The following is a 25,245-nucleotide window of genomic DNA, read 5'->3' on the forward strand; positions in this document are numbered from 1 at the left end:
ACAGCGGGAAACAGGTCGCGTGATCTACCTGGCAGCTTCGGCGCGGGCGAGGGCCCAGAGGGGCGCTTCAATCAGGTCGAGGCGTCCGGACGTCAGGCACGACATGATGGTGTGCAGGTGGCGTTCTTGGGGGTGCCGGTACGCGGCGTAGGCCCAGGGACGCCGCAAAAGTCCCACCTGCAATTCCGGAGCCAAGTGGTGCTGGAGGAAGAGCCCGATGTCATGTAGGCGGTGCAACATGACAGGCTCAGGGACGGGAAAGGCCATCAGCACGAGATCCAACTGCCCCTCAGGCAGCCCGAACATCCGCATGATCTGAACCCGCGTGGGCTGTGTGCGGAGGGCGGCCCCAGGTGTGGCGTGTCGCAGGAGGGGCAGCAGAGGCCGGAACCGCTCAGCGGTGGGCACGGTACCGAGATGGGTTAGCCACTGGGGATGACGCCGAGAAGTCAGCATCGTCAGGGGCAGAGTAAATCCACCAGGCCAACGTAGGGCGAGTCCCTGCTCGACAATTTTCACCCGGTTAAAGACCCGCAGGATGTTCAGGGGCAGCATGCTGTTGGAACCCTGCAAGGGGCGCAGTCGAAGGTGAAAGGTCTCGTCGCCGACCGTCACCCAGAAATGGTTTTCGCTGTCGGGGAGAACCTCGGTAATCATGAGGTCACCAGCCGGTCAAACACGTCCACCAGGTGGCGATGGATGTCTGAAGCCGAGAGCTGCCACGGCCCGGTGAGCAGGTACGTGATGGGACGCCCCGGTTCACCCTCTGACAGGGTTACCACAAGCGTACAGGGGCCGCAGCGCTCCTGAAGCAGTCGGTCAAGTCGGAGCCGGGTGTCCAGAGCGAGGGGCGTGGGCGCGTACAGGGTGAGTGTCGGGCGCATGCATTCTCCTTTAGCGGGCTTGCCGACTCCGGCCAGTGCCGATGTGGCCGACCAAACAGCCCTGGATGAGGACGTCCTGGGTGGGAAAGGTCATGGGGGCATAGTCGGGGTTCTCGCTCAGGAGCGTGACCGTACCGTTATTGCGGTGCCAGCGCTTCAGTGTGGCCGTGTTGTCACCAGGGACAGCCACCAGGGCGATCTCACCTGCCAGCGGTTCGGTTTGCATAGGACGGATGACCACAAAATCGCCAGGGTAAATCCCGACGCCGAGCATGGATTCCCCGCGCACCCTCAACAGGAAGTCTCCTTCGTGAATATCGAGAACGTCCTGTAATCGGGTGGCGTAGCCTTCAATGTGTTCGTCCGCGTAGCCAGGTTGTCCAGCAGCCACGTCCCCGATGATGGGGAGCGAGAGAGTCACGCGGGAATGCCCGAGCAGGGCAAATCCTTTGTCGGTGGCGCGGACGATGGCGGTGTGACGCTCCGCCGCTTTGTACTCGATGAGGGCGTGATCTTGGAGGGCCTTGAGGTAAATGCGGACGTTTTGGCGAGGCATGCTCATCGCGTCGGCGAGGAGCCGGGTCGTGACCGCTTCGCCTTTCAGGTCGAGGCGAATCACTTCTTTAAGGACATCAAGTTGTCTCGAGGTAAGTTGTTCTAAAGTCATTGTGTCACCTGACACAACTGTGAAGCAATGGAGGGCAGAATGCAAGGGCTTACGAAGTTTAGAAAGCATGGAACACAATGTTCCGCAGGAGTGCTCACGGCTGTTGCTCCTCCCTGGGGATACTTAGGGGATTCTCCTGCGCCCCAAACGCGATCTCTGCGGCTAGAAGCTGATCTGCGGTGAGGGTCAGTGACAGGGTTCGAATCAACGGCAGAAGCTGTACCAGATGGTCGCGATTGAAGCGGTAGAAGACCTCCAGCGAGTTCTCGTACGCCGGGTAGGCAAGGCGCTGGAAGACGGGTGCGCGGCGCGGGTGGCCGGCGGTAAGCAACGCCCAGGCATGCGCGGCTGCCCATCGATTCTTGCCGCCGGGTTTCCCGGGATGAAGCTCTAGGGCACGCATGTCGAGCTGCCAGTCATCAAATGGGAAGTCCATGAGGTCGGCGTATCGCTGCCGCCGTCTTCCAAAGTCGAACGGACGCCCCACGCTCTCCAAGGTCGCGGCGGTGGCGTGCAGGCGGGTGAGGTACGTCTCATACTGCCCGAGGCTGTTGAGCACCCCGATGGCCTTATTGGCGCTGCCTCTCGCTTGCCCGGGGAGAAAACCGAGTTCATTGGCGGCTTCGATCCAGCCAAAGTCGCCGCACAACCGCACGAGGTCCATGGCAACGAAAGAGCGTAGGTGTCGCTCCCCCATGCCACTCTCCCCGAAGAACCCAGCAAAGTTGGTGCGGTAGGTCTCCTCCCACAGCAGTTGCGGCACGTGTTCGGGGCGGTACCTGTAAGGCCGGTCAGGATGATGACTGTGCGGGCTGGTGTACCCTGCACGCCGCCGCGGTGAGGCCGTGGGCATTAAGGCGGTGTCGAAAGCGCGTAGCACTGGCCCCTCAAACTTGAAGTAATGGCCCAGTGTCCGAAAGTGCAGCCGTTTGAACCGGCGGGCCTGATTCAAGAGAGGTTCAAGCGTTTCGGTCAGGGCGATCTCGTCAGGCTGTGCGAGTAGCTCTACTGCTTTGGGTAGGAAGGCGCACATCCACTCCGGTGTGCGGTAGGCCGTTGTGGCCCGTTGCCGGCGTATGCTTCCTTCATCGTCTGCGCTGCCCCGCTCGGTGACATGCTGCCCTGCCGTTTCCAGTACGCGGGGGGGAAGACCCGGGCCGAGATCCTCCGGATCCGCTGCGTAGTCCAGCAGGGAGAGGACACTCCGGAGATGGCCGAAGTAGCTCACGCTGCTCACCCGTTCCCCACAGACGGTGCCTTCGCCCCGTTCCAAAACCTCTTCCAAGAGGCCCTGCGTGGCGAGCACCCGGGGGTAACCAGACACGTCGTAAGCAGTGACCTCAGCCAGTGGCTGGCCGCAGGAGCGTGCGTTGCGTCCGCTGTCGCCTTCTCCACGGGGAGGTGGATTGCGGCAGCAGGAGGGATCAGGGACGTTAGCTGGGTAGGTGGGCATTCCGCCGCGACTCTTCAAAAAGTTTCCGAATGGCCGGGCGCACTGTGGGCAGAGGTGCTGCAGGAGCACCTGATGGGTCGAGCACAGGAACAGCCACGGCAGACGGTGGGCGAGCCGGAAATAGGGGTCTTCTGCCATGCAGCAGGGACAGAGGCGGGTGGTGGTGAAGAGATTGGAGTTCGAGCGCACCGCGCCTGCGTACGCTTTGGGAGTGGTGACGTCCATGGGTTGGAGGCTGAACGCGATCCCGTCATAGTGCGTGAGGAGCATGGCCCGGACGCGTTCCTCGGGAAGCCGCAAGACGAATGCAAAATCTTGTACCTGTTTGTCCGTGAGGGTGAGTCCATAGCCAATGGGAAGAGCACGAAAGTGATCTTCCTCAATCACACCGGTTCTATAGAGCATGGTGAGGATGTCCAGCGGCGGGAGATGCTCGGCGGCGAATGTCTCGATGTACGACGTAAAACTCTGCCCTGGTTTTGGCCGGGGAGCGTAATTGAACTGCCGACGGCCCGGCGTCACGAAGGCTCTCCGGCCTGGTACAAGGAATCATGCCGCTGGAAGTTTTCCTCCGCGTTGCGGTCACTCTTGAGTTTCTGGAGCAGCGTGAAATCGACCCGCTCCGTTTCCATGATCATAGCGCGGAGGGCCGCGAGCTTCAAAAGATTTTTCAGGCTCCCAATACTGCCATTCGTGCGGTGATGCAGGTAGTTTGCGAGCCTTTCAAGGGTACCGGGAACGTGGTGATCGAGACAGAGTTCGTTCTCAAAGGATCTCACGACTTCCTTCCACTCGTCACTGCCGTGGGGGAAGCCCGTCAGGTCGTGGCGGGCCATACGCCCCCCGATCTGTGAAAAGACTGTGTCCGTGCGGTTCCCTTCATCAAAGAGACCCGTGTCTTCAACGTTGATCCCGCCGAAGATGAACGTTACGCCGAGTTCATCGGCAAGGCTCTTGAGGTGATTGTTGATGCTGATCAGGGCAGCCAGTTCCTGATCGTTCAAGAGACGCTGACCCTGTTTGTTTCTCCGGGCCTTGCGGTTCAGGTAGTGAATGTCGTCAATGATAATCAGGCGTGTGTGATGTGCAGCAACCCGTGCGCGGATGATCTCCTGGTACTCGTCGCGGGTGGTCTGGCGGCGGCTCAGGGCTGCTCCGTAAAACTCTGCGATGGCAATGTTGAGGCTTTTGGTCGTGGCTTTTTCAGGGAGGCCGACCTTGACCACTGGAATCACCAAAGCGGCCTCGTCTGGGTTCTCCGGGGGAAATTGAGTTCGAAACCAGGTCTCATACTGGCGTCCAATCTCCTCGAGCAGGGTGGTCTTGCCGTAGGTGGCGGGTCCAGTGATGACTGCTCCGCACACTGTTCCGTAAGAATGCACATTGGCCTGGAGTTGTAGGCGGGTGTCACGCAAGATTCGTCGCACTTCGGGGGTAAGAATGACGGGCATATTGCTGTGATGCCGAGTGCGGGCAAAGTCGTAGGCCTGCCGCTCGGCTTCGGTCCACTGGGCACGCTCGTCAGGGGTCGCGCGCTCCGGAGCGTACGAGCGGGGTTCGTTCATGATGTGGCGCCAACCTTCGACGGTGTGTGGGTTGAGTCGTGAGGAGAGCCCACGCAGTGTAGGAGGGGCACCCTTAGTCATCAAAAAGCTTCTTGAGGTCGGTTGCATTGGCGGCCTGCGTGAACTCGATTTTGGAAAAGCTGGCCGGCATGGGAGGCTCTGGAGCTTGCTTGGGTAGTGGGGCTGGAGGGTCAACGGGCAGTGGGGCTTGGGTGCGTTCGCGGTCTTCCTGTACGCGGTCGAGACGGGCGGCGGCGGTGGCTTCCGGTCGGCCACGTTTGCGCTTCCGGCTGAGGGTTTCCGTACTGCGGATGATGTCGTCGAGCCGGGTGCCCGCTTCCTCAGGGGTAATGCGGAGGCCTGAGTCTGGTTCCGAGCGAGCGGCTCGCAACATGCCTTCGGTGAAGGGCAGGTCGGGGAAGCGGGCAGGCTTGCGTTGGAGGCGGAGCCAATCGCCCGTGTCTGTGCGGTAATACAAGTACCGCAGGTCTCGGGGATCGTATGAGAAGGCGTGACGCTGTCCGTCGCCCCGGAAAGAGTTCAGGCCGGGGTGGTCGTATTTCAGACCATTTTTCTCGATGCCTTGCGAGGTGATTTTTCTGGTGTCCGACGGCAGGAGTTGGTAATAGATGTCAGGATCCAGCGGCACCCGCAGGAGTCCGCCAGTCTTCAGGCCCAACTCGAACATTTCCGCGGGGCTCAGTTTCTTCTGGGGGTAATCCGGGTGAAACAGAGCGCTGTGGGGCCGCCGCATATAGACGTTGCAGTAGTAACGCAGGAAGGCGTCCCTGAACTCGTCGACCCACATGAGTTCCTGAAGCGGTAATTCCTGACCCCGGTGCGCCGTGTTCTGCCCGACATATCCCGGGAACTGAGCAGCGAACTCCTGCTGGACTGTGAGGAAGAAGCGCTCAATGGCCCCTTTGTCGGTGGGCGTGGCGGGGCGGCTGATGATGATACTGATGCCGAGGCGTCGGCAGGCATCTTGGAAGAGGCGGGACTTGAAAATCGTGCCATTGTCGATGGTGATGTTGCTGGGCGTCACAAACCCCTGTGCAGTGAGTTGAACGTCGGCACCAAGACTATATTCCGTGAGCACGATGTGTTCCGGCGCACCGACGTAGGGATAACGCATCTCCTCAGGCCAGCCCGGCATCATGTGCTTGGGATTGAGGGTGTCATGGAGCAGGTAGACGACGTCCACAGCCTGCGGTTCACCCGCGTGCAGACTGAACCCGACGACACCCCGGTGGTACAGATCGAGGAAGACCAGCAGTCGGTAGCGGCGGGGTTCCTCGGGGTGGTGGATACCGCGCAGCATAATGTCCCAGGGCGAGGCGTCGGTTTCAACGTGCTGGCCGAGTCGGCTGGCAACAATCTGGTGGTACATCACTTGCGGGCTGTTGGCTTTGCTGCGCCTGGTCTTGGCCTGTAAAGCAAGACCGTACCGGCGAGCGGGGCCGTCTGTGAGTCGGTACAGGGTGCGGGTGCTGGGGAGGGAGACATTTGGGTGAGCCTCTTGGAAAGCTCGTTTAATGGCCCCGATATGGGTCTTCCGAGTGACCGTGCTCCTCTGCGCTGCTTGCTGGCTCACTTTGGTGATCGTGTCTTGGAGGGCATGATCATCAAAGTGGCTCTTCCGGTTGCCTTCAACCCGGCGGTCATGGAGTCCGGCGAGGCCAGAGTCGCGGTACCGTTTGCAGAGGCGGCGGATGGTACGTGTGGTGCAGCCCAGTTCCTCGGCGGCGGCCGCGTAACGGTCCATCACTTTGGTGGTGAGGGGATCAAACGCTGAACGGGGTTCATTCTGAGCTGCGGCGTCGGGCCGGCCGGAGCGGTATCCAGTCAGCACTTCCTGAACGACTGCTTCCTTTTCGAGGATGCTGGCGCGGTCTTCTGCGGTGAGGCCGGAGAGGAACAACCGGTTGGCGGGGGTGTACTCATCGGGACGCAGGTGTGGATAGTAGGTGGGGTCGCCGATGATCTCGAGCAGATCAAACTCGCGAGTCGCCCCGAGTGCGGAGCAGAGCGTGACGGTACGTCCGGCTCCAGCCACCACTGTCCAGCGCATGTTCTGGTACTGGAGAGCGCGTCCTGGTTCGAAAGGAGCAAAGCGGATCATGCAGCCTCCCTATTGATCAAGGTGGAGTCTGTCAGGGGACGCAGCAGGTCAGCGTGGATCATCTTGGTCCACAGCAGGTGAAACAGAATGGGGCGAATAAGACAGGGGGATCCGAGATCGGCTTCGAGGTCGGCGAGGGGAAGGGGGCCAGGAGTAAGGCGGTCGAGCAAGGCTGCGGTGACGGACGCAGCGCCGGGGAGCGGGCGGTAATACCCGTACAGGAAGGCGAGGTTGCTGGCGTAAGCACGGTTGGGCTCAGTCCAGATGGCGTAGTCCCAGCCCATCTCGGCACAGGCGTCGCGTAGAGCGCTGAAGGGGCCAGCATTCTTCTCGACGAAGACTTTTGGGTTGACGTCGATGACCAGCGGGCGGGTGTGGGTGCGGCCCACCAGGATGTCCGGGATGTGGCCGCGCCGTTTCCCCTGGTCGTCGTAGAGCAGGGCGAAGGGCTGAGTGGCAATCGCTTGCGGCCGAAGCTCAAAGTCAATGCGCAGGAGGGCACTTTGCTCAAGTCTGGACTCGAAGGCGTGCAGGTGGCCGGTGTTGGGCGAGTAGTGTAGGCCCGTGATGTGATGTTGTCCCCGGTAGTTGTTGGGGGCACGAATGGGGGCCAGTGTCTGGATGGGTGTAGCAGCGAGTAACAACGGGTGTTGATCGTCGTGGACTTCACCACTATCGAGCTGGTAGGTAACGCGGTATGCTAGGGCCAAGGTTTTTTCCTCCATAGAGAGGTCAAGACGCTCTGGAGTAGGGCTGCGAATCCCTCTTGAGCGTCTTTTTGTTGTCTCGCTAACCAGCGATGGGCAACTTCTCTCTCCCTTATATAAATCACACAAAGGTGCCTTGTGTCAAGTGACACAAGCCCTAATTTGCAGACCTCCCCTGTCATCAGCTCTGACTGCTCAGATGAGTGACGTAAGTGTTCAAACTGTTGTGTAGCCTCTGTCAGGCAGGGGGAACTTGCTCTGATTGACTAAAAGGTTGAATGGTATACGAAATTCTATAAAGGCTATTTCCCCCGTCTTAGACGGGGGAAATAGCCTTTGCTTTACTTGCTGGAGTTGATTCGGTACTCGTGATGCTGGCACCCGACAAATAAGAATCACGCTGTGCCTTAAGTAAGACAAAGAGAGGTGTGCATATCTTCTCCGTGTTTTTATGCATGCCTCTATACAAAATGGACAAATGAGTGTCAAAAATGGACAAATTGCATTGCAAGCTGTCTGGCACGAAGTTTTCGCTTCTCATCTCTATTCTCATTTGTCCATTTTCCTTCAGCTTCATAAACAGGAAAACCCCGTCTGCGAGGAGATTTTCCTCAACAGACGGGGGGAGGTGGGTAGTGAAGTGGACATTTCAAATGGCAAAAATGGACATTTTAAGTGGCATGTACAGCCCGCGCGAAGTTGTCACCAGTACCCCCGATGAACACGACGTCCATCGGGGGATTTTTATTCATGTCACTCCCCGTCTGCCGCGGATAGTTGTCACCCTCGGGCAGCAAGAGCCTCAGCCAGGGCGGTTCTATTTCCTCACCACGTCCGGACCTGGTGCCGTCCGGGTCGCGTAAGCAATCTGCCTCTCTGGGTTCCACAGGATGTAGACCTGACCCCCGCGGCTTACGCTGCGCACCGCCCAAGGCTGCAGAAACGCGATACAGCGTTTGCCGGGTTCTGGGGAGCGGTTGCTGTCGTAGAGGATCCCCGCTCGGTTCTGAGCGCGAACCTCTTCGCCCAGCGGCTGTGAATACGCGTAGGAGTCCGGGTCGATGGCCAGGTGCCTGACGTACTCTGGATCTTGCATCACGTCGTAGAACGTATCTTGGGCGTCACATTCGTAGATCGTGTATTCCGTCACGTGGGCGGTCGTGGTCAAGCCTTCGTCAATGGCCCGTGCCTTGAAGTGATGGGCGACCTCGTAGACGCACGTCGCCAATTCGTCGGCCGCATACCACGCACCGTGACCCAAGACTTGCACGTTAAAGCGATTGTTGCCCGCATGCTCAAAGGCGGCCAGAACCATGTGCTCAAGGGGGTGATAGGTGACGCCTTGACCACTGGTCACCCGGCTGTTCGTGAGGTTATCCAAGTCGAGCAAGATATCTAGCTCACGCGGGCTCTGAGCAATATCGCCCAGCACCGAAGGGCGGGGACTGAGCTGCTCATGCTTCGACGGGATCAGCCGCGAGGTGCGGGCTTCATGAGCTTGGAGCGGTTCGGGTACCCTCAAAGGTCCACCACAGTCTCAAAGTCTGAGGCGGCCTTGCGGGCTTCAGGGGTTACCGAGAACATGCCGCTACGGTCAGCGTCGAGAAGCTGGCGAGTCGTATACATGGCGGGGATCCCGCTCTCAGACATGTATTCAAAGGGCGTCTTGCCTCCAAAGGGGTAGCGGTCGTTCGCGCGCTTGAGCCAGCCGACGGTCGTTGGCTTGTCGTAGAGGATGTTCAGCGCCTTGTAAATGCCCACCACCAGACTGAGCCGGGTGAGCTGGTCTTGAGTCAGCGTCGGTCCACGTTCGGTCCCTGCGCGCTGAAGGCTCCGGACGCTGAGGCCCAACAGCCAGGCCTGCTGCTCACGGTTCAGGTTCAGCGCTTCAAGGATCCGGATGCCAGCTGGCAGCCCGTCGGACAATTTCCGGGCCGTCTGAGGATCGGTCAGGTCAGGAGCTTGTTGGTTCAGAAGCGGCTCCTTCACTGCATGTGTTGCACGAGACATCTCCAACTCCTTTCGAGCCTATTCGGACTCGTGTCGCTATAATACACGACACGAGTCCGAATAGGCTTCACATGTTCTAATGCTTTCCCCTGATCTTTCGGTCTGTCAGGGCTTTCCCACCAGAAACGACTTCTTGCTCAGGGCAGGACAAGCCCCTGCAAGAAGTTACCCAAGCACCAAATCAAGTCTGTCTCAGAGTCTTTGTCCAGCACGGGCTGTTGCTCTTGCATACAGCAGCCTGTCCCCACAGAAATCCAACCGAGCATGTCCTCAATGTGGGTTACGATTCAGCCTGCTCTCCCGACATGGTGGCGAAGGTAGACGCGGAAGTATTCCCTTCAACCGCTTCTAGCCCGCAATCAGACGCGGGTGGTGAATACGTGACTTACCAACGCGCTGTTCAACAACTGATCGTAGGTCTGCGCGACTTGCCCCGCATGGGGCTCCCCAAGCACCACCCCCACCTCGAAGTTGATACCCAAGCCATGCCCAGTCATGTTCGCCGAGCCCAGCACCACCCGCTCTCGGTCGGCCACCGCGAGCTTCGCGTGCAGCAGACCACTCTGATGGTTAGCCGTATAGGCTCTGAAGGCGGCTACCATACGCTCGGCCTCCTGCCGCAGCGTCTCAATCGCCCTGCTCTGCGCGCTGCTCATGTCCCCAAGATCGTGGCCGATCAGAGTCACGTGGACGCCCCGGTGTAAGGCATCACGCAGGTCTCGCTCCATCACGTGAACGCCGCCCGCCGCGATGAACGGGGACATCAACAGCAGCTCGCGCTGCGCGCTTTGGATGGTCTGCGCCAGGCCTTCCACATAGCTCAAGCCCTGGCCCTGAAGCCCTTGAGGCAGCGTCCACAGCAACTGCGTCTCCAGCGCAGCGCTGCATTGCGCGAGGTAGCCCGCCAGAGGGCGAGGCTGAATTTCCCCTTCCTTGAGGGCGCCTGCTGCCTGCAGCTCGGCCCAAAGGATGTCGCGCCCCCCCGATCCCAGCAGGTCGTCTGCCCACACCAGGTCGTGGTAAGCAGTGCGCTGACCCACGCGCGCCCAGAGGGCACCCGCCATGCGGCTGAGTTGATGGTCGGTCAGGTTCATGGACATCACCGGTCGCCGGACTCTGTCCAGCATGTCCAGTACCCGTGGGTAATGCGCCCCTTGCCGAAGCCAGCGTGTTGCGGCAACGGACCGCCATACAGCAGCGCACGCGACAGGTACTTATTGAAATGCACGCAGTTGTGCTCGCGGTACAAGCAGCCCGCACAGCTGCTGCCGTCGTGGGCGCAGATCGGGTCATAAATGCAGTCGCGCCCCTGCTGCCCGGCCTCATGCAGCCACAGCGGCAGGCGCTGTTCAAAGAGGGTCAGCAGCCCACCAATCTTGCTCTCGGTAAAGCGGTTGGCATACAACGCGAACGACAGCGTTTCTGGCAGCAGGTACTCGCCGATGCTCGACGATGCGTACCCACTCCACTCCATGCGCTGCAGCATGATGTGGCTGATGCTGTGCAGCAGCGTCTGCACCGCTTCCGCCGCGGGGGTTAACTCTCCGGGCGCGACGTTGGGATCCCGCAGCGCCGTTCGCCAAAGCCACGCCCAGGCGGCAGTCGAATCCGTCGGCGCCGGCCCAGTAACGATCTGGTTGCGAACCAGCCAGCTGGCCACCTTTACCGGATCCAGTTGGAACCACAGCGCTTCGGTTTCTGTGGGCAGGGTGTACAGAGGCAGTCGGCCGTCTTCGTCTGCCATGAAAGGGTTAACCGAGCTGCGCCGAGGATCCTTGGTCACCCGCGTGTAGCCAAACGCAGCCTGCGCGATAGGAAAGTCCTCCACCGCCTCGACCGTGCACAGCCCCAGACTCTGCATGGCCTTCTGGGCGCCGTCCAGGAACTCACTCCCCCGGACTGCCTCGCCGCGGTCCGTCAGGCGGTCTGCCACCAGCTGCGGCGTGGTCAGGCGCATGTTGTCGCGCAGAGCCACATGCTCGATCAAGCGCCGGGAAGGGGCGCCGCCCAGCGCCATCCCGAGATGGGTGGTCACCTGATTGATGGCATCCTGACCGGGAGGGTTGTTAACCTTATCATCGTACTGCTTCACCAACGCATTACCAGGATCCGCTTTACGAAGCGCCTCGACAATCTGGCGGTTCATTTCGTCCTTCGCGGCATTCCCCCCAACCCACTGCTCACGCTCGCGGGCCAGATCCAAAACTTTCCCGTCCAGCACGCCCCAGGCGCGGGCGAGCAGCAGACTCTCGGCATCTGGCGTATCGCGCAGGCGCTGCTCGTCACTCTTGCGAAAATTGATGAAGGTCACGACCAGCGGGTTGTAGAGGCCCGGTTCGCCGGTGGGATAGACCCGCATGTAGCGCTCGTGGTTCGGCCGATTCTGGGTCTTGGCGTCCTCGCTGTACTCGCATTTGCAGGGCGTCATGCGCAGGGAACGAATCTGGCCGTCGCACTTCACACACACCCAGCGGGCAAGGGCTGTACGCCCTGGATCGTACAGCTTTGCCTCGGTTCCTCCGCAGCTGGGGCAACGTTCGTTGCGGGGAAGGTTGAGTTCCTGAATGCGCCCGCAGTTGTGTGCCTCGACGTAGCGCAGCTGCTTCATCGTGCCGCTGCACCCATGGCGGGGACACTGGGCGCGGCGACTCCCTTTGCGCTCCACGTCAGCGTACGCCGTCACGTAGCCGCATTTGCGGCACTGCACGTTCTCCGGATAGGGCGTGAAACCCACAGCGCGCGGCTGCCCGATGCGAAAGCGGCCCACCCGCTTGGCGGGGTCGCGTACGTCCGGGAAACGGGTGCGGAAGGTGTCAGTCCACTGGCCCACGGCGTCCCCGATCGCGTCGAACAGCGCGATGTCGTTGAGGCTGTCTTCTTCTAGGGGGTCGAGTTCGATGGTGGTGACGCGGCACAGGCCGAAGTCGTCGTGGTCGAAGATCGCTTCCGGCAGGTACCGGTACAAGACCTGCGTCTGGCCGCGCTGAAGTTCTCTGGGCATGAAGTCCTCAAAATGGGCAGATCTTCCGGGGGTGGCTGGCTCGGCCTCTCCCCCGGGGGAAGGGTTATTTACCGGAGTGCTCGAACCAGTCCAGCGTGTCGTAGGGGACGCTATCGGGGCGGAATGGAATGGAACGTTCCACATCGCGCAGACTCGTCATCGGCTTTGGATTGAGCGCGTCTCCCAGGTTCTGGCGTGCGGCCGTCTTGGTGTGCTGCACCAGGCGGGCATGCAGCAGCCTGTAGGCATCATCAATCAGTGCAACCTGGCCAGACTCAAGCTCTGCGTCGTAGTTGCCGTCACCGAGCGCCTGGGCGCCGCGCAGGTGGTTGGTGATCCACAGGTGCGCGCCGCCGGGTGCCAGTGGCCGGTCAAGCCATTTCAGCGCCTGGGTGACGTTCTTGAGCTGCGTCATCCTCCCATTCTGTGGCTTGTCCTTTTCGGTGGGCATGGCCAGGCCGTAGATCAGCCCCGCGACGGTGCCGCTGAGGGTGCGGCGCAGCGCCTGCTTGGCAAAGCGGTTGACCGGCACCGGCGTAACCATGCGGTCCAGGTGCTGGTGGTATTCCTGAAAACGGCTGTAGATGCTGGAGGCCCGCAGATTGCGCACCGGCAGCACGACCACCACCAGGCCGACTTTCTTGCGGCCGCTGCGGCTGGAAGCCTGGATATATTCGGCTGTCTCGGCGGGATACTTTTCCATCACCATCAGGTTGCAACGCTCCAGGTCGACTCCGTGGCTGATCACGTTGGTGGCGACCAACGCATCGACGTGCAACGCGGACTTCCAGTCCCCCGGGCTTTCAATCTCCTCGATTACCCCTGCGATTTCCCCGGTGCTCGACCGCCCCGAGAGATAGCGGACGCCCAGATCCCGCGCGCCATTCAGAATTTCCTTGCTGGCGTCGTTCAGGAAGTCCTTGACGCGGGTGCCACCGGTGAGGCTGGCCACATAGGTCAGCGACATGGAGTAATAGTGCCGCAGTGCGGCGAGCTCCTCGGGCGTGGTCGTCTCCTTGAGCGCCGCGAGGGTGGCTGCCTCTTCCTCGAACAGCTTCGTGACGGTTGAATTCAGAATTCGCGCGCAGCGAGCGGCCGCTTCCGTGGAAAGCCCACTGGGCCGGAATGCCACGAATACGCGTGCTGTCTTGGCCACGCCCGGCGCGGTCTCCTCGATCTTGGCGTAGAAATTCTCGTGCCGCTTGTAGCCGCGGCTCGGAAAGCGCCGGGCATCCCGGACTCCATACAGGTGCCGGGTCTGGTGCTCAAAGCCCTCAATGGTGGCTGTGGCAGCAATGACCTTGGACTTTTTACCGCCGGCTTGCTCTTCGCAATAGCGAATCAAAGTCTCGTAATGGCCGGCGAAGGCGCCAAGCTCTTCTTGCAGCAGGTGCAACTCATCTTGCAAGTGCAAGGTCGGCGAGGGGTCCTTGGGTTGAATCAGGGGCAGCTTAGCGATGTCCTGCATCTTGAGGGTGCACCCATAGATGCAGAAGTCGATGTTGCCGTAGCCGTGGGTCGGGCACTTCCAGCGGGGCCCAGCCCAGAGAATGCCGAAGCGCTCCTGCATGCCCAAGGTGGCCGCCTTGTCCACCGTGCCGACGATCAGCGCCGGCAACGTGCGGTAGATCTCCGCGTCAGTGATCACCACGGGCAGGTAATACATGCACTTCGGGTCTTGACAGCGGTGGTAGAGCCGACTTTGCTTGGCGCGGGGCTCCATCTTTACCGTGCCCTTCCCCCCGCACTTGGGACAGTCGGCGATCATCTTGAATTTCTCGCAGCTCTCGGGCGTGGCGTGGTCCTTGAAGAACTTGTCGTCCAGTGTGTTCGGTGTGGTGCTGCTGCCCACAAAGTACCCAAGCAGCAGCTTGTCGTGCTCGCCCTGGATCCCCAGCCCGTCAAGCTCGATCTGCGCTTCATGAATCATCGTCACGGCGCGCTGCAGCTGCTGCACGCTGAGCATGCGCAGGGGGAAGCGCAGCCAAGCAGTGACTCCCATGGCCTTGCCTCGCAAACGGTCGTAGAGGATCGCGCAGCAGATCAGCCCCAGGTAACTCTCGGTCTTGCCGCCGCCGGTGGGGAACCACAGCACATCCGCGATGTCGAGATCCCCGGTCCAGTCATGGTGTTGGCCCAGGTGATCTTCACCCCCAGACACGTTCTCCCGGAGCGCCAGTGCAGGCAGCTGCGTGACGATGAACGCAATCTGGAACAGGCGCCACCGGTGGAACCCCTTTTTGGCTGCGATCCGCCCCATGACCCGGTTCATTGCCTGGAAAGCGCGCAGCAGCTCAGGTTGCGCGCGCAGCGCCGCGATGCCCGCGGCAAAGCGGTGCACTTCCCCCTGGAACCTCTCAAAGTCAGTCTGGCATTCAATGAGTTCTTCCGGCGTCAGGCCTTCGCTGTTCGTGCCCAGCACTTTGTCCTGCCAGTGCGTGACCTCGGCCTCCATCGCCGCGTAAATTTCGGCAAGCACGTCGAAGGTGTCTTCAGCAAAGCGGCCGAACTCGGTCGGCAGATGATCTTTGGTGGTCAGCCGGGGTTGGTCGAAACGCGCCAGGGCGTGGGTCTCGAAGCGCCCGGTCTGCTGGTCGATGGTCACGGACGTGTTGTGCCCGACTCCCCAGACCCGGCGGTCGTACTGGTAGTCGCGGGGAATGGGCAGGATCTCGATCGGGGCGACCGTTCCCTGGGTTACGTCCCCCCACAACCGTGCGTCAGCCAGGATATTGACGTTGTCCTGGGTTCGGATTTGGTCGTTGCGCAGCGTATCGTTGGACAGGTAGAGGCTGACCCGCACGTTGCCGTTCGCCTGGGGCTCGGTCCGGATCATCAGAGAGGCTTGGAGCGCTGGATCCGGTCGACCGGGCTTCTTGTCCCGCATGTGAGCGGCGATGAACTGCTCGAAGGCCTTCTCGTCTTTCAGATCGGCCTCGGTCAGCTGCGCACCAGCGCGGGTGGCCATTGTGTTCTCCGGGGCTGGCCGGTCGACCAGGCCGCGGGTGATGGCGTCGTCCAGGGCAGTCTGAATTCGGCCAGCGTCCCGCTGCTCGGTCATTTTGGTCGCGTCCAGCGTGAAGGTCAGGTTCTCGAGCTGCACCGCGTTGCGCCGCAGAGCGTAGGCCAGGGTCATCGCCGTCTCCGACTGCTTGCCGCGCTTCCCTGTCGGCACTGGAGTAGGGGGCGGTGGGGCTTTCGGGGCGGTGCCCGGCCGGTAAGTGCCGCCGAGAGACTCGAGCTGCTGGCGGTAAGTTGGCAGGTGCGTGGTGTAAAAGGCGAAGGACAGGTTCACTGTGATGCTGACCTTCCCGTCCACAGGGGTGAGCATCAGCTCGCACCCCAGTGCCGAGGGGGGGCGGCGCGGCACATCCTGGTCGTCCACCCGCTCCACCGGAGCTCGGCGCGCCTCCGGCTCCTCGTCGTCTGCTTCCCCGCTGGTCCCTGTCCTGGAATTGGGTGCCGCGACGGGAACCGCTCTGGCCACTTTCGGCGGGGCTGCCGGGCTTTCGCCCTCAGCCATCTCCCCGGCATCGAGAGGCTCCGCCTCATCAGGATTGCGCCAGGGCGCCAGAACACCAAGATGGCACTCGTCGATGGGAAGGCGGTTGACCAGGGTCAGTTCTTCCCGGCCAGCGAGCCGGCGTTCCAGGCGGTTGATAAAGTGATTGACGATCTCGATTTCCTGTGGGTAACGGGTGGGGGGAGCGCTCACGTAATTTCTCCTTCGGAAAAGTTGGATGGGCAGAGGGGCGGTCAAGCAACAGAAGCAGTGGGCTGCAGGCGTGTGACTTGCGTCACGCGGCGCAGTTCCACGGCTGCGAGCACTTCACTCACGTGTGCGTCGAGCTGGCGCGAGCTGTTCAGAGCGGCTTTGTACCCCTCGCCGGTGGCGATGGCACGCAGCACGGCGTGCAGCGCCCGACCGGCGGACCGGTTGCGGTTGCGCACGCCCTGGATCGCTTCGTAGGTGTGCGTGATCATGGCTTCGTTCGGGTACAGGCCGCTGCGCAGCGCAAGCAGACGCATGTGGGAAAAGCTCTGCGGCTCGTTGCCGAACTCGGTCAACCAGCTGCGCAGGGTGGTGTAGTGGACATCAAGGCCGTCTTGTTGCAGCGCCCGCTCCAGGGCGCGAATACTCGGGTACTGATCGAGCAGGATAATTTTGGCGTGCCGCCACAGCTGCAGGGCGATCTGATGCCCGCGCGAAGACCGTGCGTCAAGCACCTCCACCAGGCGTTCGAACAATGTGCTGTAAGCGTCGTCCACCATGCTGACGACGTGCATGCCTGCGGCTACATCTCTGGCACAGTGCCGAACCAGCTGCCCGGTATCGGGGTAGAACACGTCCACGATGCGTTTCTCAGGTAGAGTCTGCACTTCACCGTCTTCGTAGCGCACTGTTACCTGCCCCCCAGACATTTGCAGGGGCGAGGGGCGGATCCCCGGTGCGCCTGGCTCCAAGTCCAAGCGGCGCAGTTCAGCGCTCACGAGCTCGTCCATGTCCAGGTGCAGGCCCTGGGTCTCTACAGTCTGCAGGAGGCGAATCGGCTGACCATCCAGACCTTCGATGTGCAGTTCAGGGCGGGGCGAGGAAGTCATCAGGTCACCGGGGGGGCAGGTCATGCCCAGACACGTCAGGGTCGAGCGCAGGTGGTCGGTGGCTTCCAGGGTCTCGAGCTCCGCATAGCTGCGGTGGTGCAGACCCTGCTCGAGCGGCACTTCGTGGGGGTAAAGAATGCTCTCTGCGGCGATGCTGGGATGGATGTCAAGGTAGCGCAGCGTCCCGTGGCGGTATCCAGGCAGGACACTGCGCCAAGTCTGGCCGGCGCTTGCACGGCGCGCTTCCTCACGGGCATGCAGGAACTCGATCTGTCCGCTGAGTTCGTGCCTGTCCAGTCCAGGAATAATGAGGGTGACGGCCCGACGCAGCAGCTCGGTCTCGGCCCGGCTGGGAGCGACCACGATCAGGGGCGGGCCAGGCTCGCCCAGCAGGGTCTCGATCCGCTGCGTCAGGGCGTAGAGCTTCACGGGCTCCTGGCGCTGACTGAGAAGGTCGTAAGCTTCCTGCAACAAGGCCGTGAGCTGCGCCCAGGGGCCTTGCAGGGCGGCGTTGGGCAGGCTTATGCCCGTCAGCTGGTCGATTTGCTCGCGCAGCATCAGACCGCCCCAGCCTTTCCGGGCCAGCGCTTCGTACTGCAGCAGCGGCACAGCCAGCTGGCGCATTCGGTGGTAGATGCTCCAGGCGTCCAGCAGGGCGGGGGCGCTGCGCGCGAGCCCCATCAGGGTCACGAGCAAGCCGCGCACCTCAGCGAGCGCACGGTCGAATGCTGGGTCGTCCTGACACACGTAGAGCCGGCGCTGAGGGGCAACGGTGCTGGGAGCGGGACCGCGCAATTCCTCTGCCACGGCCTGCTGCGCGCCGGGGGACCACAGCCAGGTCAGGCGCGCGGCAGGGTTCCCCAGCTCAGCGAGAAGGCGTTCCCCGAGCGGCGGCGTGAGAAAGATCCGCAGGGCCGCGCCCCGCGTGGCGCGTTCCAGCTCACCCAGGCGAGAGAAAGTCCGTGGGTGCGTGGCGTCAACGATCACTGCGCCAATGTTGCTGGGGAGGGTCTCCAGGCGAGTGATCCAGCCAGGGTTGGCCACGATGACGTGGGGGCGGTCATCCACGACAGGGTGGTAGCGAGAGAACGATTCGACCGACCAGAATTGACTGAACCGGATATCGCTGCCCTCAAGTTGCAGGTTCTCTAAGTGTTCGAGGCTTCCGGTGATGGCGTGGGTGACCAGCAACAGGTTGCCGTTCAGGCGCTGGCCTCCCAGGTGTTGGTGCAAGAAATCGGTCACCAGTAGACCGGTAGCGACGATCACGGCGCTTTGCGCTCCATCTGGCGGCATCACGATATTCAGCAGGGGCCGCTCCCCGGGGGGGCAAGTGAGCAGTTGGGAGGCCAGAACAGCCGTGGCCTTCTGGGCAGGCGTGGTTCCGCGCGGCAGGACCTGGTGGTGCAGCATGCCGCGTGCGGCGCTGCGCTCCATCTGCGCCAGCTGCAGGAACGCCCGCACCCACATCAGGTGATCCGCTCGCCCTTCAGGTCTTGCTTTTTAAGATGCACTTGGAAGATGGTGGCGGCCTGGCCCGGCTCATCCGCTGCAGCAGCCTCGGCGAGTGCCTGGCCCATTGCGACGAGCTCGCGGGCTTCCTGCCCTTCACCCGCGTGCACGACGGTGGGTGGCCCGCCGGGCTGGTCGTCGCGCACGCACTCGATCACCAGGTCGTGCAGCATGCCCTTGCCGCCCCGCTTGGAGTGGTCAGCGCTGTTCTCGGCGTGCGTCACGGCCAGGGCGCTGATGCGGAAGCCGGCACCATGCAGGGCGCTGCCCAGGGCGGTCCATGCAGCGAGCTTGCGGTTATGGAAAGTGAGGATCAGCCGTCCCCCAGGCTTGAGGGTGCGCCGTGTTTCTTTCAGGCAGGCCATGATGGCGTCTTGGTAGTGGTCAGCGCCCTGCTGACGAACTCGGTTCGGCACGGCTTCTTGGTGCTCGTCGTAGGCGGACAACGGCGTGTACTGGGCAAGCCAGAAGTGGAAGAGGCGCGCGAGCTCGCCGTACTGCACGTCATCAAAGTAGGGAGGGTCTGTGAGGGCTAAATCAATGCAGCCGTCCGGAAGGGCCTGCTGCTCGCTGCTGCCGATCGCCACGGTGAGCCCCCGGGGCAGGGTGGCGATGCGTTCCTGGGACTTGACCTTGAGGGCGCCGCCCGGCATGGTCATTTTTTCATTGCGCCATTCCAGCGCCTTACGGGCACCCTTGATGCGGCGACCCAGAGTGCCGCGACCCACCGGGGACAGCAGGTTGGTCTCGACCACGAAGGTGGTGTGCGCAAAGTGATGGTTGGCGATTCCCTCAAAGACCTTCTGGTGAAAACGGTCCCACCGGCAGAGATAGGCGGGCATCTCGGCCATGCCGATCACCGCGAGGGCCAGCCGGTCGCGGCAACTTGGCGAGACCTCGAGTGCGGCGACTTGCTTGAGCGCTTCAAGAATGGTCTCGCCCTGACGCCGAGTGTAGAGGTCTCCCCAGGTGTGGAAGCCAACGTTCATCAGACGGTTGGTCTCCTGCCCAGCCTGCAGTGGAACGTGCAGCGCAGTGGGCTGAGCCGTGGTCAGATCGGTGAGAGGATCACCGTCCTCGGTTAAGCGCAATTTCGCGTGGGCACGGCCATGCTGGTTAAGGGCGACCTCCTGAACCAAGACTTCCTTCCAGCGCGGCGCGCGTCCGTAAAAAGCGGTGGTGATGGCCTCGTGCTTGCAGTGAACGCAACGCTTGAGGGTTGTGCCGCGCGTTTGCGGCTTATGAATCAGCTTGCAGGCTGGACAGGTGACCTTGGCCCCCTTGGTCTTCTGGGCGTGGACGTGTCCGCAGCCTTGGCAGCCGTAGAAGCCGAGCTGCTCGTTGGGGTGCCGTGAGGCCTTGGAGATGAGATGCTCGGGAAAGAGGTAGACGTCCTTGGTGCAGGTGGGGCAGCAGCCGACGCGCACGCGCATCACATGCGAGAGGGTGCGGCCGTCCTCACGCTCGTAATGGCTGTTCAGGGGCTTAAGGCGCTCGAGCAGCAGTTGAGCGGCGGTGTCGAACTCGTCCAGCTCGGCAGGCGCCACACTGGTCATCAGTCCGGTGATTGGCCAGGGATACAGATCTTGAGCGTACATGCGCAGGTGGCGCCGGGTGGCTTCCACCGCGACAGTGCCTCCGCCGCTGAAGGGGTCAGACAGGCACAGGTCGCTGTTGCCGGTCGCCAGAGCAGCAGCGTCAATGATGGCCCCCATCAGGCTGTGGGGACGCCTGGCCCACCAGCGGAACACCGAAATAGAGGGGGTGTACTTCTCACGGTTCGACTGCTCCCGGGCCACAGCCGCCTCCACATCTTCCCAGACAATGTTGCCCAGGGTAGAAGGCGCAGGTAAAGGAACAGGTTGAGGAGCGTGAGTCATGGTGGTTCCCATGATGCTATAGAAAATTGTCGACGCCGTGGTGTAACTTTGCGGCACCTGACGGCGAGACTGCTTGTCTGTGCCGCCGCCAAGCCGAGACATGTTCATGAAGCTCAGGCTTGACTCATCATTTTCCATAGTTAGCGTTCTCAATTCGGACGGATCGGAGAACCAGGGGCAATCCGTATTCGGGAAAGAGGATGCGTGGCTGACGCATACGCAAGCAGTCTGCGGCGCTCTGATCTGCCTCGTCTGATCCTCCATGATCGCATCTTCTTTCTAAGGCTGAGGGCTCCCTCAAAGGTTCACCACGGGTCTGCCAGAAGAATGGAGGCAAGGCCGAACGTCAGGTAGTTCTGAGGATCGTAGTACCCAGGCCAGCGGATCATGCGCATAGAACACGTTCCCAAAAGCCTCTTCTGCCAAGTTCAGACTGGTGGCCTGGGTCACCAGCAGCAGGGTCGGCTCCCCTGGGGTGACCACGTGCAACGACAGCGTGTAGGTTCGGCAGCGTGGGGCGCTCCTCATTCCAGGCTGTACGAACAGCTCAGACTGAAGCTCAAATTGTCGGAGGCTCGTGCCAGCGCTTCCAACTGGTCCAGAGCGCCCGCGGTGCACCAATCCCGCAACAGCTCGCGGTCCACGCCCGGGCGCACCGTCGGCCAGAAGGTTCTCGGCTGCGGCTCCCCACGGTAAAAAGCGTGCCAGAACAACTCCAGCGCCTCGTCTTCACTCTGCGCGCAGGCCACCAATACCTGCATCAGCACACCCTCTCCGGTGGCGAAGTGGTTCAAAGACACCGTGTACACCGTGAACTTGCTCATCTCTCTCCTCAGCCCGCAGGCTCGTAACTCCGCATCCGGAAGGTGCCGACCAGGGTGCCGTCCTGTTCTAGGCCGAGTAAAAAATGTTCGGTAAAAATGCGGCCCAGGGCGTGGTGGTCGACGCCTGGCCGGATATACACACTGCGGGCCAGACGCTGCTGAATGCCCCATTCATCGGGATAAAAATGGGTGAGGAAGTCGCGGCGGGCCTCTTCCCGGCTGCGGGTCGGGGTGACCATGACTTCCAGGATCTGGTCGCCTTCCCGGCCGGTGGCGAGCATCAGGGTGTACGTGTTCAAGTCCAGCTGGACGGGGACCAACTCGTTCATGGCAGAACCCTCCTTCAGGCGACTTGGTGCCGATTCCAGAGTGGGTGGGGCTCGCTGTGTCCTTCTCCACTCACGGGTTCAGGGGGCGAAGAAGCTGGAGGTCACGTGCACGTTCGCCCCGTTCTGGATCAGCCTGGCCCGCCGTTCGCTCCAACGCACGGTTCGGCCTGTTCCGGCTGGCATTTCATCCCCTCCGGCTCGCCTGACCAATCCCGGAAGACCTGTTGCAGGGCCGGGTGGCAGGCGTCGCGAAAGGTGGCGTCCCGGAACGCGTCACGCAGCCGCCAGTGCAGCAGGGCGCGCAGCAAGCCTTCCCCGGGCGGTTGGGCCTCGCAGGTCCACAACCGCAGCAGCGGTAAGCCGGAGACCCGCAAGATCCGGTCCTTGCGCACGTCGCGCTCCAGCTGGGGGCTGCGCCCGTGCTGCGGGCCGTCCAGTTCCAACGCCAGCAAGGGCTGCTCGGTCTCGACATGTTCCACGATCAGGTCGAAATGAACGCTGCCGTTGGCCAGGAAGGCCCGGTCCTCCTCGTCGAGCAGGGGGTTCATGGCCTGGACATCCAGCACTTGGCGCAGCGGCACCCGGGGGCGAACCACGTGCGGGGCGAACAGCTCGCGGCAGAGCTGGCGCAGCACCCGCTCGCCGGCATTCCCGGGCGGGCAACGCACTGTGTCCTCACTTTTCAGCACGATTCGGGCCCCCACAGTCGCATTGAGATCGCGCTGCACCCGGGATCGCAGTTCTTGCTCCAGTGTGCATCGGCCCGCCAGGACTCGCACCATGCCCAGGGTCGACAGCGCTGACAGACGGTTCTGGAGTTCGCCCTCTGAAAGCTCCAAGGCCACCCCCAGCGTGCGCAGCTCGGCACTGCCTCCCTGGGCTTCCAGCACCAGGAGAATGTGCCGGTCTCCCGGCACCAATTCGCCGTAGCGCACCACCGGGTGGGGGGTGAGCTTCGGGGTGGCTGGGTGGAGATGCTCCCGCAGTTGGGCGGTCATGCGCTACTCCCCGTTCTGGGCGCGCCGGCTCCGACCGGTGCCGATGTGCCCCACCAGACAGCCCTGCATCAGCACCTCCTCCACCGGGAATTCCATGGGGTCATAATCGGGGTGCGGGTTCTCGCTGCTCAGCTTCACTATCCCGTTTTTGCGCTCCCAGCGCTTCAGTGTCGCGGTGTTGTCGCGGGGGATGGTGACCAGCACGATCTCGCCTTTCAGAGGCTCGTCCTCTTGCGGGTGGATCGCTACCAGATCTCCGTCGTAAATGCCGATCCCGATCATGCTGTGGCCACGCACCCTGAGCAGGAAGTCACCCTCGTGCAGGTCCAGCACATCCTGAAGCCGCGTGACGTACGCTTCGATCTGATCGTCGGCCAGGGTGGGCTGCCCGGCAGCGATTTGCCCGAGAATCGGGAACTGCAGGTCGCGCCCCGAGGCGCGGGGCACCTCGGACAGGGCCCACCCCGCCTCACTCAGGTGGATCGGCGTGGTGAAGCGCTCCTTCGGCGTGTAGACGATCAGACCACGGTTCTGAAGCTGGCGCACATAAAGCCAGATGTTCTGCTTGGCCAAATCCAGCTCGGTTCCAATGCGGTGCAGCGTCACCATCTGTCCGGCATTCTCCAGCGTGGCGATCACATGCAGCACATCCCGCGCCCGCCCAGTCAGTTCGCTTTCAGTCATATGACACCTGTCATAGTGTAGGCACATGCAGTCCGGGAAAGCAAGTGGGGCAGCCGTGGGAGGCTGCCCGCGTCCTTTCCTGGCCGTCAGCCCTCAGCCCAGTCCGGCCTGCACCTGCTCGGCCAGCCGTTTCAGGGCCGGCCGCAGCCTCTGCAGATCCCCGTCTCGGAAGCGCCGGTACACCTCGCGCAGTGACTCCCGCTGACTGCTGTCCCGGGAAGCCAGGGCGGGCGAATCCTTGGGATCCTGCAGGGTGAGGTGTGACCAGACCCAGGCGGCCGCGTTGCGCCGCTGGGTTGGTGTGCCGGCCCCCTGGGGCAGGCCCAGTTCCGCCCACTGCTGCGGGGTGAGCTCCCGGAACTCCGTGAGTGCGCGGCGCCGGGCGCGGTAATCCACCCGGTCCACCCGGGCCGAAAGTTCGGAGGCCAGGGCGCGCACCTGCGTGTCAAAGGCGGCCGTGTGCCCCCGGCTGCGCACCACGCCGATGGCCTTGTTGTACAGGCCCGCGGCATGGGAAGGCGGCAGGCCCAGGGTCTGCGCCGCGCCCACCCGGTCCAGCGTGCTCACCAGCTGCACCAGCACCATGGAGACGAAGCGGCGCCCCGAGGTCTCCGTCAAGTCGCTGCCCGCCAGCAGGGGAGCGAAGCGCTCCCGGTACACCTCCGGCCAGAGCTCGGGGGGCACGTGATCCGGCGTGAAGGCATAGGTCGGCCGGGCGTGCGTGTCGCGGCCCAGTCGGCGCCGCAGGTGGGACCGGTCTGCTAAGCAGGCGTCATAGGCGGTCGCCAGCGGGCCCTCAAGATGAAAGTAGCGGGCGAGCTGACGCGCCTGAGGGCCTTTGACCTCGCGGGTGCGGGCAGCCAGGGGTGCCAGGCGTTCACCCATCCTGGCGAGGTCTCCAGCCACCAGGATGTCCAGCGCCAGCGGCACGGTGGCCGCCAGCAGCAGGGGATCAGTGGGCGGGGCCTTGTAAGGGTGCAGCGACGTGCCCTTGCGGCCAGGTGCCTCCTCGCGGCGCGCGGCGCGCTGCCAGTCTCGCTCGCTGACGTGATCCGCGAACACTGAATCCACCTCGGCCTGCAGCTGACCCAGATCCCCGGGCTGCGCGACATGCAGGATCAGGCTGACCAGTGAACGCAGGTGGCCGAAGACCTCGGAGGGTGCGACCAACTCCCCGGCGACCGCCAGCGGCTCACCGGCCAGCAGCTGGTTCACCGTGCGCTGCGCGTCCAGCAGGCGGCGCCCGGTCACCGCGGTGGTGGGGGCCTGGGTCAGGTCATAGCCGCAGATGGCTGAGACGCCCGGGCTGCTGCGGTGCCGGGAAGCCGGGTTCATGCAGATGCCGGGCCGGGCCGCGTGGGTGCGGAAGCGCGGCATCGCCCCCAGTTCCATGCGCTGGTCGCCTGGGCGCTGGCCACACCCAGGGCAGACGCCCAGCAGGAAGCGCCCATGCGTCAGACACAGGAAGGACCAGGGCAGCTTCCAGGCCAGCAGCCCAGCCCGGGCCAGCGGGTCTCCATCCGGCCAGGGGGTGGCGGCAGGCTGCGCCAGGCAGCAGGGGCCAACGTGGGTGCCTGTCAGGTAAGCCCAGTTCCCCAGGCCCGCCCGCCGCGCGAAGTCCGGGCTGGCGGGATTCAGGTCAGGCAGGGTCACGCAGATGCCCACGTAGTGGGTGAGCAGCATAGCGGCCACCGTCTGCTCGTCCAGGCGCGTCACCCGGGCGAAGGTGCTGAGGTGCTCCGGGCTCAGCATCAGCCCGTAGCCGGGCAGGAAGGCCCGGTGATCCTCCTGCGGCAGCAGGCCGATGCGGGCCAGCATCGTGGTCACCGACATCTTCAGGACGCGCGGCTGATAGGCGCACAGGCGCGTCACAAAGCTCGCGAAGCTCTCCCCAGAAACCGGGGAACAGCGCATCGGCAGCGGCCGGCCGGCCCCGGGGGGCGCGGGGCGCAAGCGCCAGCCGGTCATGGGGTCCCCCGGCACGTCCTGAGGCCTCTTGTTCGGGTG

General features: G+C 62.8%; 19 protein-coding genes. All 19 read right to left on the reverse strand.

Annotated elements, in window-relative coordinates; all coding sequences use genetic code 11:
• Positions 1 to 24: 24 nt before the first annotated feature.
• The 19 genes from E7T06_RS09345 to E7T06_RS09435 all read right to left on the reverse strand — a co-directional run bounded on the left by E7T06_RS09345 (position 25) and on the right by E7T06_RS09435 (position 25,206).
• Positions 25 to 657, reverse strand: coding sequence for a hypothetical protein (locus tag E7T06_RS09345; protein ID WP_136365566.1), 633 nt, complete (start codon positions 655 to 657; stop codon positions 25 to 27).
• Complete coding sequence (locus E7T06_RS09350; protein WP_136365567.1) at positions 654 to 884, reverse strand: hypothetical protein; 231 nt, start codon at positions 882 to 884, stop codon at positions 654 to 656. Before E7T06_RS09350 ends, E7T06_RS09345 begins: the two co-directional genes overlap by 4 nt.
• 10 nt (positions 885 to 894) lie before the next feature.
• A complete protein-coding gene (locus E7T06_RS09355) occupies positions 895 to 1,551 on the reverse strand; it encodes a S24 family peptidase (RefSeq protein WP_240740938.1) in 657 nt (218 codons plus the stop codon).
• 94 nt (positions 1,552 to 1,645) lie between these two features.
• Positions 1,646 to 3,526 (reverse strand): TniQ family protein, encoded by a 1,881-nt coding sequence (locus tag E7T06_RS09360; RefSeq protein ID WP_136365568.1) that lies wholly within the window; start codon positions 3,524 to 3,526, stop codon positions 1,646 to 1,648.
• Positions 3,523 to 4,569, reverse strand: coding sequence for an ATP-binding protein (locus tag E7T06_RS09365; RefSeq protein WP_168733455.1), 1,047 nt, complete (start codon positions 4,567 to 4,569; stop codon positions 3,523 to 3,525). The genes E7T06_RS09360 and E7T06_RS09365 overlap by 4 nt, the downstream gene beginning before the upstream one ends.
• A 73-nt stretch (positions 4,570 to 4,642) precedes the next feature.
• On the reverse strand, positions 4,643 to 6,691 hold the full coding sequence (locus tag E7T06_RS09370; RefSeq protein ID WP_136365570.1) for a helix-turn-helix domain-containing protein: 2,049 nt from the start codon (positions 6,689 to 6,691) through the stop codon (positions 4,643 to 4,645).
• Positions 6,688 to 7,401 (reverse strand): TnsA-like heteromeric transposase endonuclease subunit, encoded by a 714-nt coding sequence (locus tag E7T06_RS09375; RefSeq protein WP_168733456.1) that lies wholly within the window; start codon positions 7,399 to 7,401, stop codon positions 6,688 to 6,690. Before E7T06_RS09375 ends, E7T06_RS09370 begins: the two co-directional genes overlap by 4 nt.
• A gap of 814 nt (positions 7,402 to 8,215) precedes the next feature.
• Entirely contained in the window at positions 8,216 to 8,920 is a 705-nt protein-coding gene (locus E7T06_RS09380; RefSeq protein WP_136365572.1) for an RES family NAD+ phosphorylase, read from the reverse strand.
• Positions 8,917 to 9,408, reverse strand: coding sequence for an antitoxin Xre-like helix-turn-helix domain-containing protein (locus E7T06_RS21480; RefSeq protein WP_205750867.1), 492 nt, complete (start codon positions 9,406 to 9,408; stop codon positions 8,917 to 8,919). The genes E7T06_RS09380 and E7T06_RS21480 overlap by 4 nt, the downstream gene beginning before the upstream one ends.
• Before the next feature lie 359 nt (positions 9,409 to 9,767).
• Positions 9,768 to 10,502 carry a phospholipase D-like domain-containing protein gene (locus E7T06_RS09390; RefSeq protein WP_168733457.1) on the reverse strand — a complete coding sequence of 245 codons (735 nt, stop codon included), beginning with the start codon at positions 10,500 to 10,502 and terminating at the stop codon, positions 9,768 to 9,770.
• Positions 10,503 to 10,507: 5 nt separating this feature from the next.
• Positions 10,508 to 12,409, reverse strand: coding sequence for a hypothetical protein (locus E7T06_RS09395; protein WP_136365574.1), 1,902 nt, complete (start codon positions 12,407 to 12,409; stop codon positions 10,508 to 10,510).
• Between the two features lie 64 nt (positions 12,410 to 12,473).
• A complete protein-coding gene (locus E7T06_RS09400) occupies positions 12,474 to 16,124 on the reverse strand; it encodes a helicase-related protein (protein ID WP_136365575.1) in 3,651 nt (1,216 codons plus the stop codon).
• A 41-nt stretch (positions 16,125 to 16,165) separates the two neighbouring features.
• On the reverse strand, positions 16,166 to 18,475 hold the full coding sequence (locus E7T06_RS09405) for a hypothetical protein (RefSeq protein ID WP_136365576.1): 2,310 nt from the start codon (positions 18,473 to 18,475) through the stop codon (positions 16,166 to 16,168).
• Between the two features lie 5 nt (positions 18,476 to 18,480).
• On the reverse strand, positions 18,481 to 20,541 hold the full coding sequence (locus tag E7T06_RS09410; RefSeq protein WP_136365577.1) for a hypothetical protein: 2,061 nt from the start codon (positions 20,539 to 20,541) through the stop codon (positions 18,481 to 18,483).
• A 386-nt stretch (positions 20,542 to 20,927) separates the two neighbouring features.
• Positions 20,928 to 21,227, reverse strand: coding sequence for a hypothetical protein (locus tag E7T06_RS09415; RefSeq protein ID WP_136365578.1), 300 nt, complete (start codon positions 21,225 to 21,227; stop codon positions 20,928 to 20,930).
• An 8-nt stretch (positions 21,228 to 21,235) separates the two neighbouring features.
• Positions 21,236 to 21,556, reverse strand: a complete 321-nt coding sequence (locus E7T06_RS09420) for a hypothetical protein (protein WP_136365579.1) — start codon at positions 21,554 to 21,556, stop codon at positions 21,236 to 21,238.
• Between the two features lie 128 nt (positions 21,557 to 21,684).
• Entirely contained in the window at positions 21,685 to 22,554 is an 870-nt protein-coding gene (locus tag E7T06_RS09425) for a DUF2726 domain-containing protein (RefSeq protein ID WP_136365580.1), read from the reverse strand.
• Between the two features lie 3 nt (positions 22,555 to 22,557).
• The gene (locus tag E7T06_RS09430) at positions 22,558 to 23,238 is read right to left on the reverse strand and encodes a S24 family peptidase (protein ID WP_240740939.1); all 681 of its coding nucleotides are present in this window, start codon (positions 23,236 to 23,238) and stop codon (positions 22,558 to 22,560) included.
• 93 nt (positions 23,239 to 23,331) lie between these two features.
• A complete protein-coding gene (locus E7T06_RS09435; protein WP_168733458.1) occupies positions 23,332 to 25,206 on the reverse strand; it encodes a TniQ family protein in 1,875 nt (624 codons plus the stop codon).
• Between the last annotated feature and the right edge of the window lie 39 nt (positions 25,207 to 25,245).

This window comes from Deinococcus sp. Arct2-2 (assembly GCF_004801315.1).
Lineage (GTDB): Bacteria > Deinococcota > Deinococci > Deinococcales > Deinococcaceae > Deinococcus.

Excerpts from the sequence above, each read along its gene's own strand:
- E7T06_RS09350 (WP_136365567.1), bottom strand. The coding sequence starts at position 884 with ATGCGCCCGACACTCACCCTGTACGCGCCCACGCCCCTCGCTCTGGAC.
- E7T06_RS09395 (WP_136365574.1), bottom strand. The coding sequence starts at position 12,409 with ATGCCCAGAGAACTTCAGCGCGGCCAGACGCAGGTCTTGTACCGGTAC.
- E7T06_RS09365 (WP_168733455.1), bottom strand. The coding sequence starts at position 4,569 with ATGAACGAACCCCGCTCGTACGCTCCGGAGCGCGCGACCCCTGACGAG.
- E7T06_RS21480 (WP_205750867.1), bottom strand. The coding sequence starts at position 9,408 with ATGTCTCGTGCAACACATGCAGTGAAGGAGCCGCTTCTGAACCAACAA.
- E7T06_RS09415 (WP_136365578.1), bottom strand. The coding sequence starts at position 21,227 with ATGAGCAAGTTCACGGTGTACACGGTGTCTTTGAACCACTTCGCCACC.
- E7T06_RS09430 (WP_240740939.1), bottom strand. The coding sequence starts at position 23,238 with ATGACTGAAAGCGAACTGACTGGGCGGGCGCGGGATGTGCTGCATGTG.
- E7T06_RS09345 (WP_136365566.1), bottom strand. The coding sequence starts at position 657 with ATGATTACCGAGGTTCTCCCCGACAGCGAAAACCATTTCTGGGTGACG.
- E7T06_RS09420 (WP_136365579.1), bottom strand. The coding sequence starts at position 21,556 with ATGAACGAGTTGGTCCCCGTCCAGCTGGACTTGAACACGTACACCCTG.
- E7T06_RS09435 (WP_168733458.1), bottom strand. The coding sequence starts at position 25,206 with ATGACCGGCTGGCGCTTGCGCCCCGCGCCCCCCGGGGCCGGCCGGCCG.
- E7T06_RS09390 (WP_168733457.1), bottom strand. The coding sequence starts at position 10,502 with ATGAACCTGACCGACCATCAACTCAGCCGCATGGCGGGTGCCCTCTGG.
- E7T06_RS09410 (WP_136365577.1), bottom strand. The coding sequence starts at position 20,541 with ATGGAAAATGATGAGTCAAGCCTGAGCTTCATGAACATGTCTCGGCTT.
- E7T06_RS09370 (WP_136365570.1), bottom strand. The coding sequence starts at position 6,691 with ATGATCCGCTTTGCTCCTTTCGAACCAGGACGCGCTCTCCAGTACCAG.
- E7T06_RS09425 (WP_136365580.1), bottom strand. The coding sequence starts at position 22,554 with ATGACCGCCCAACTGCGGGAGCATCTCCACCCAGCCACCCCGAAGCTC.
- E7T06_RS09355 (WP_240740938.1), bottom strand. The coding sequence starts at position 1,551 with ATGACTTTAGAACAACTTACCTCGAGACAACTTGATGTCCTTAAAGAA.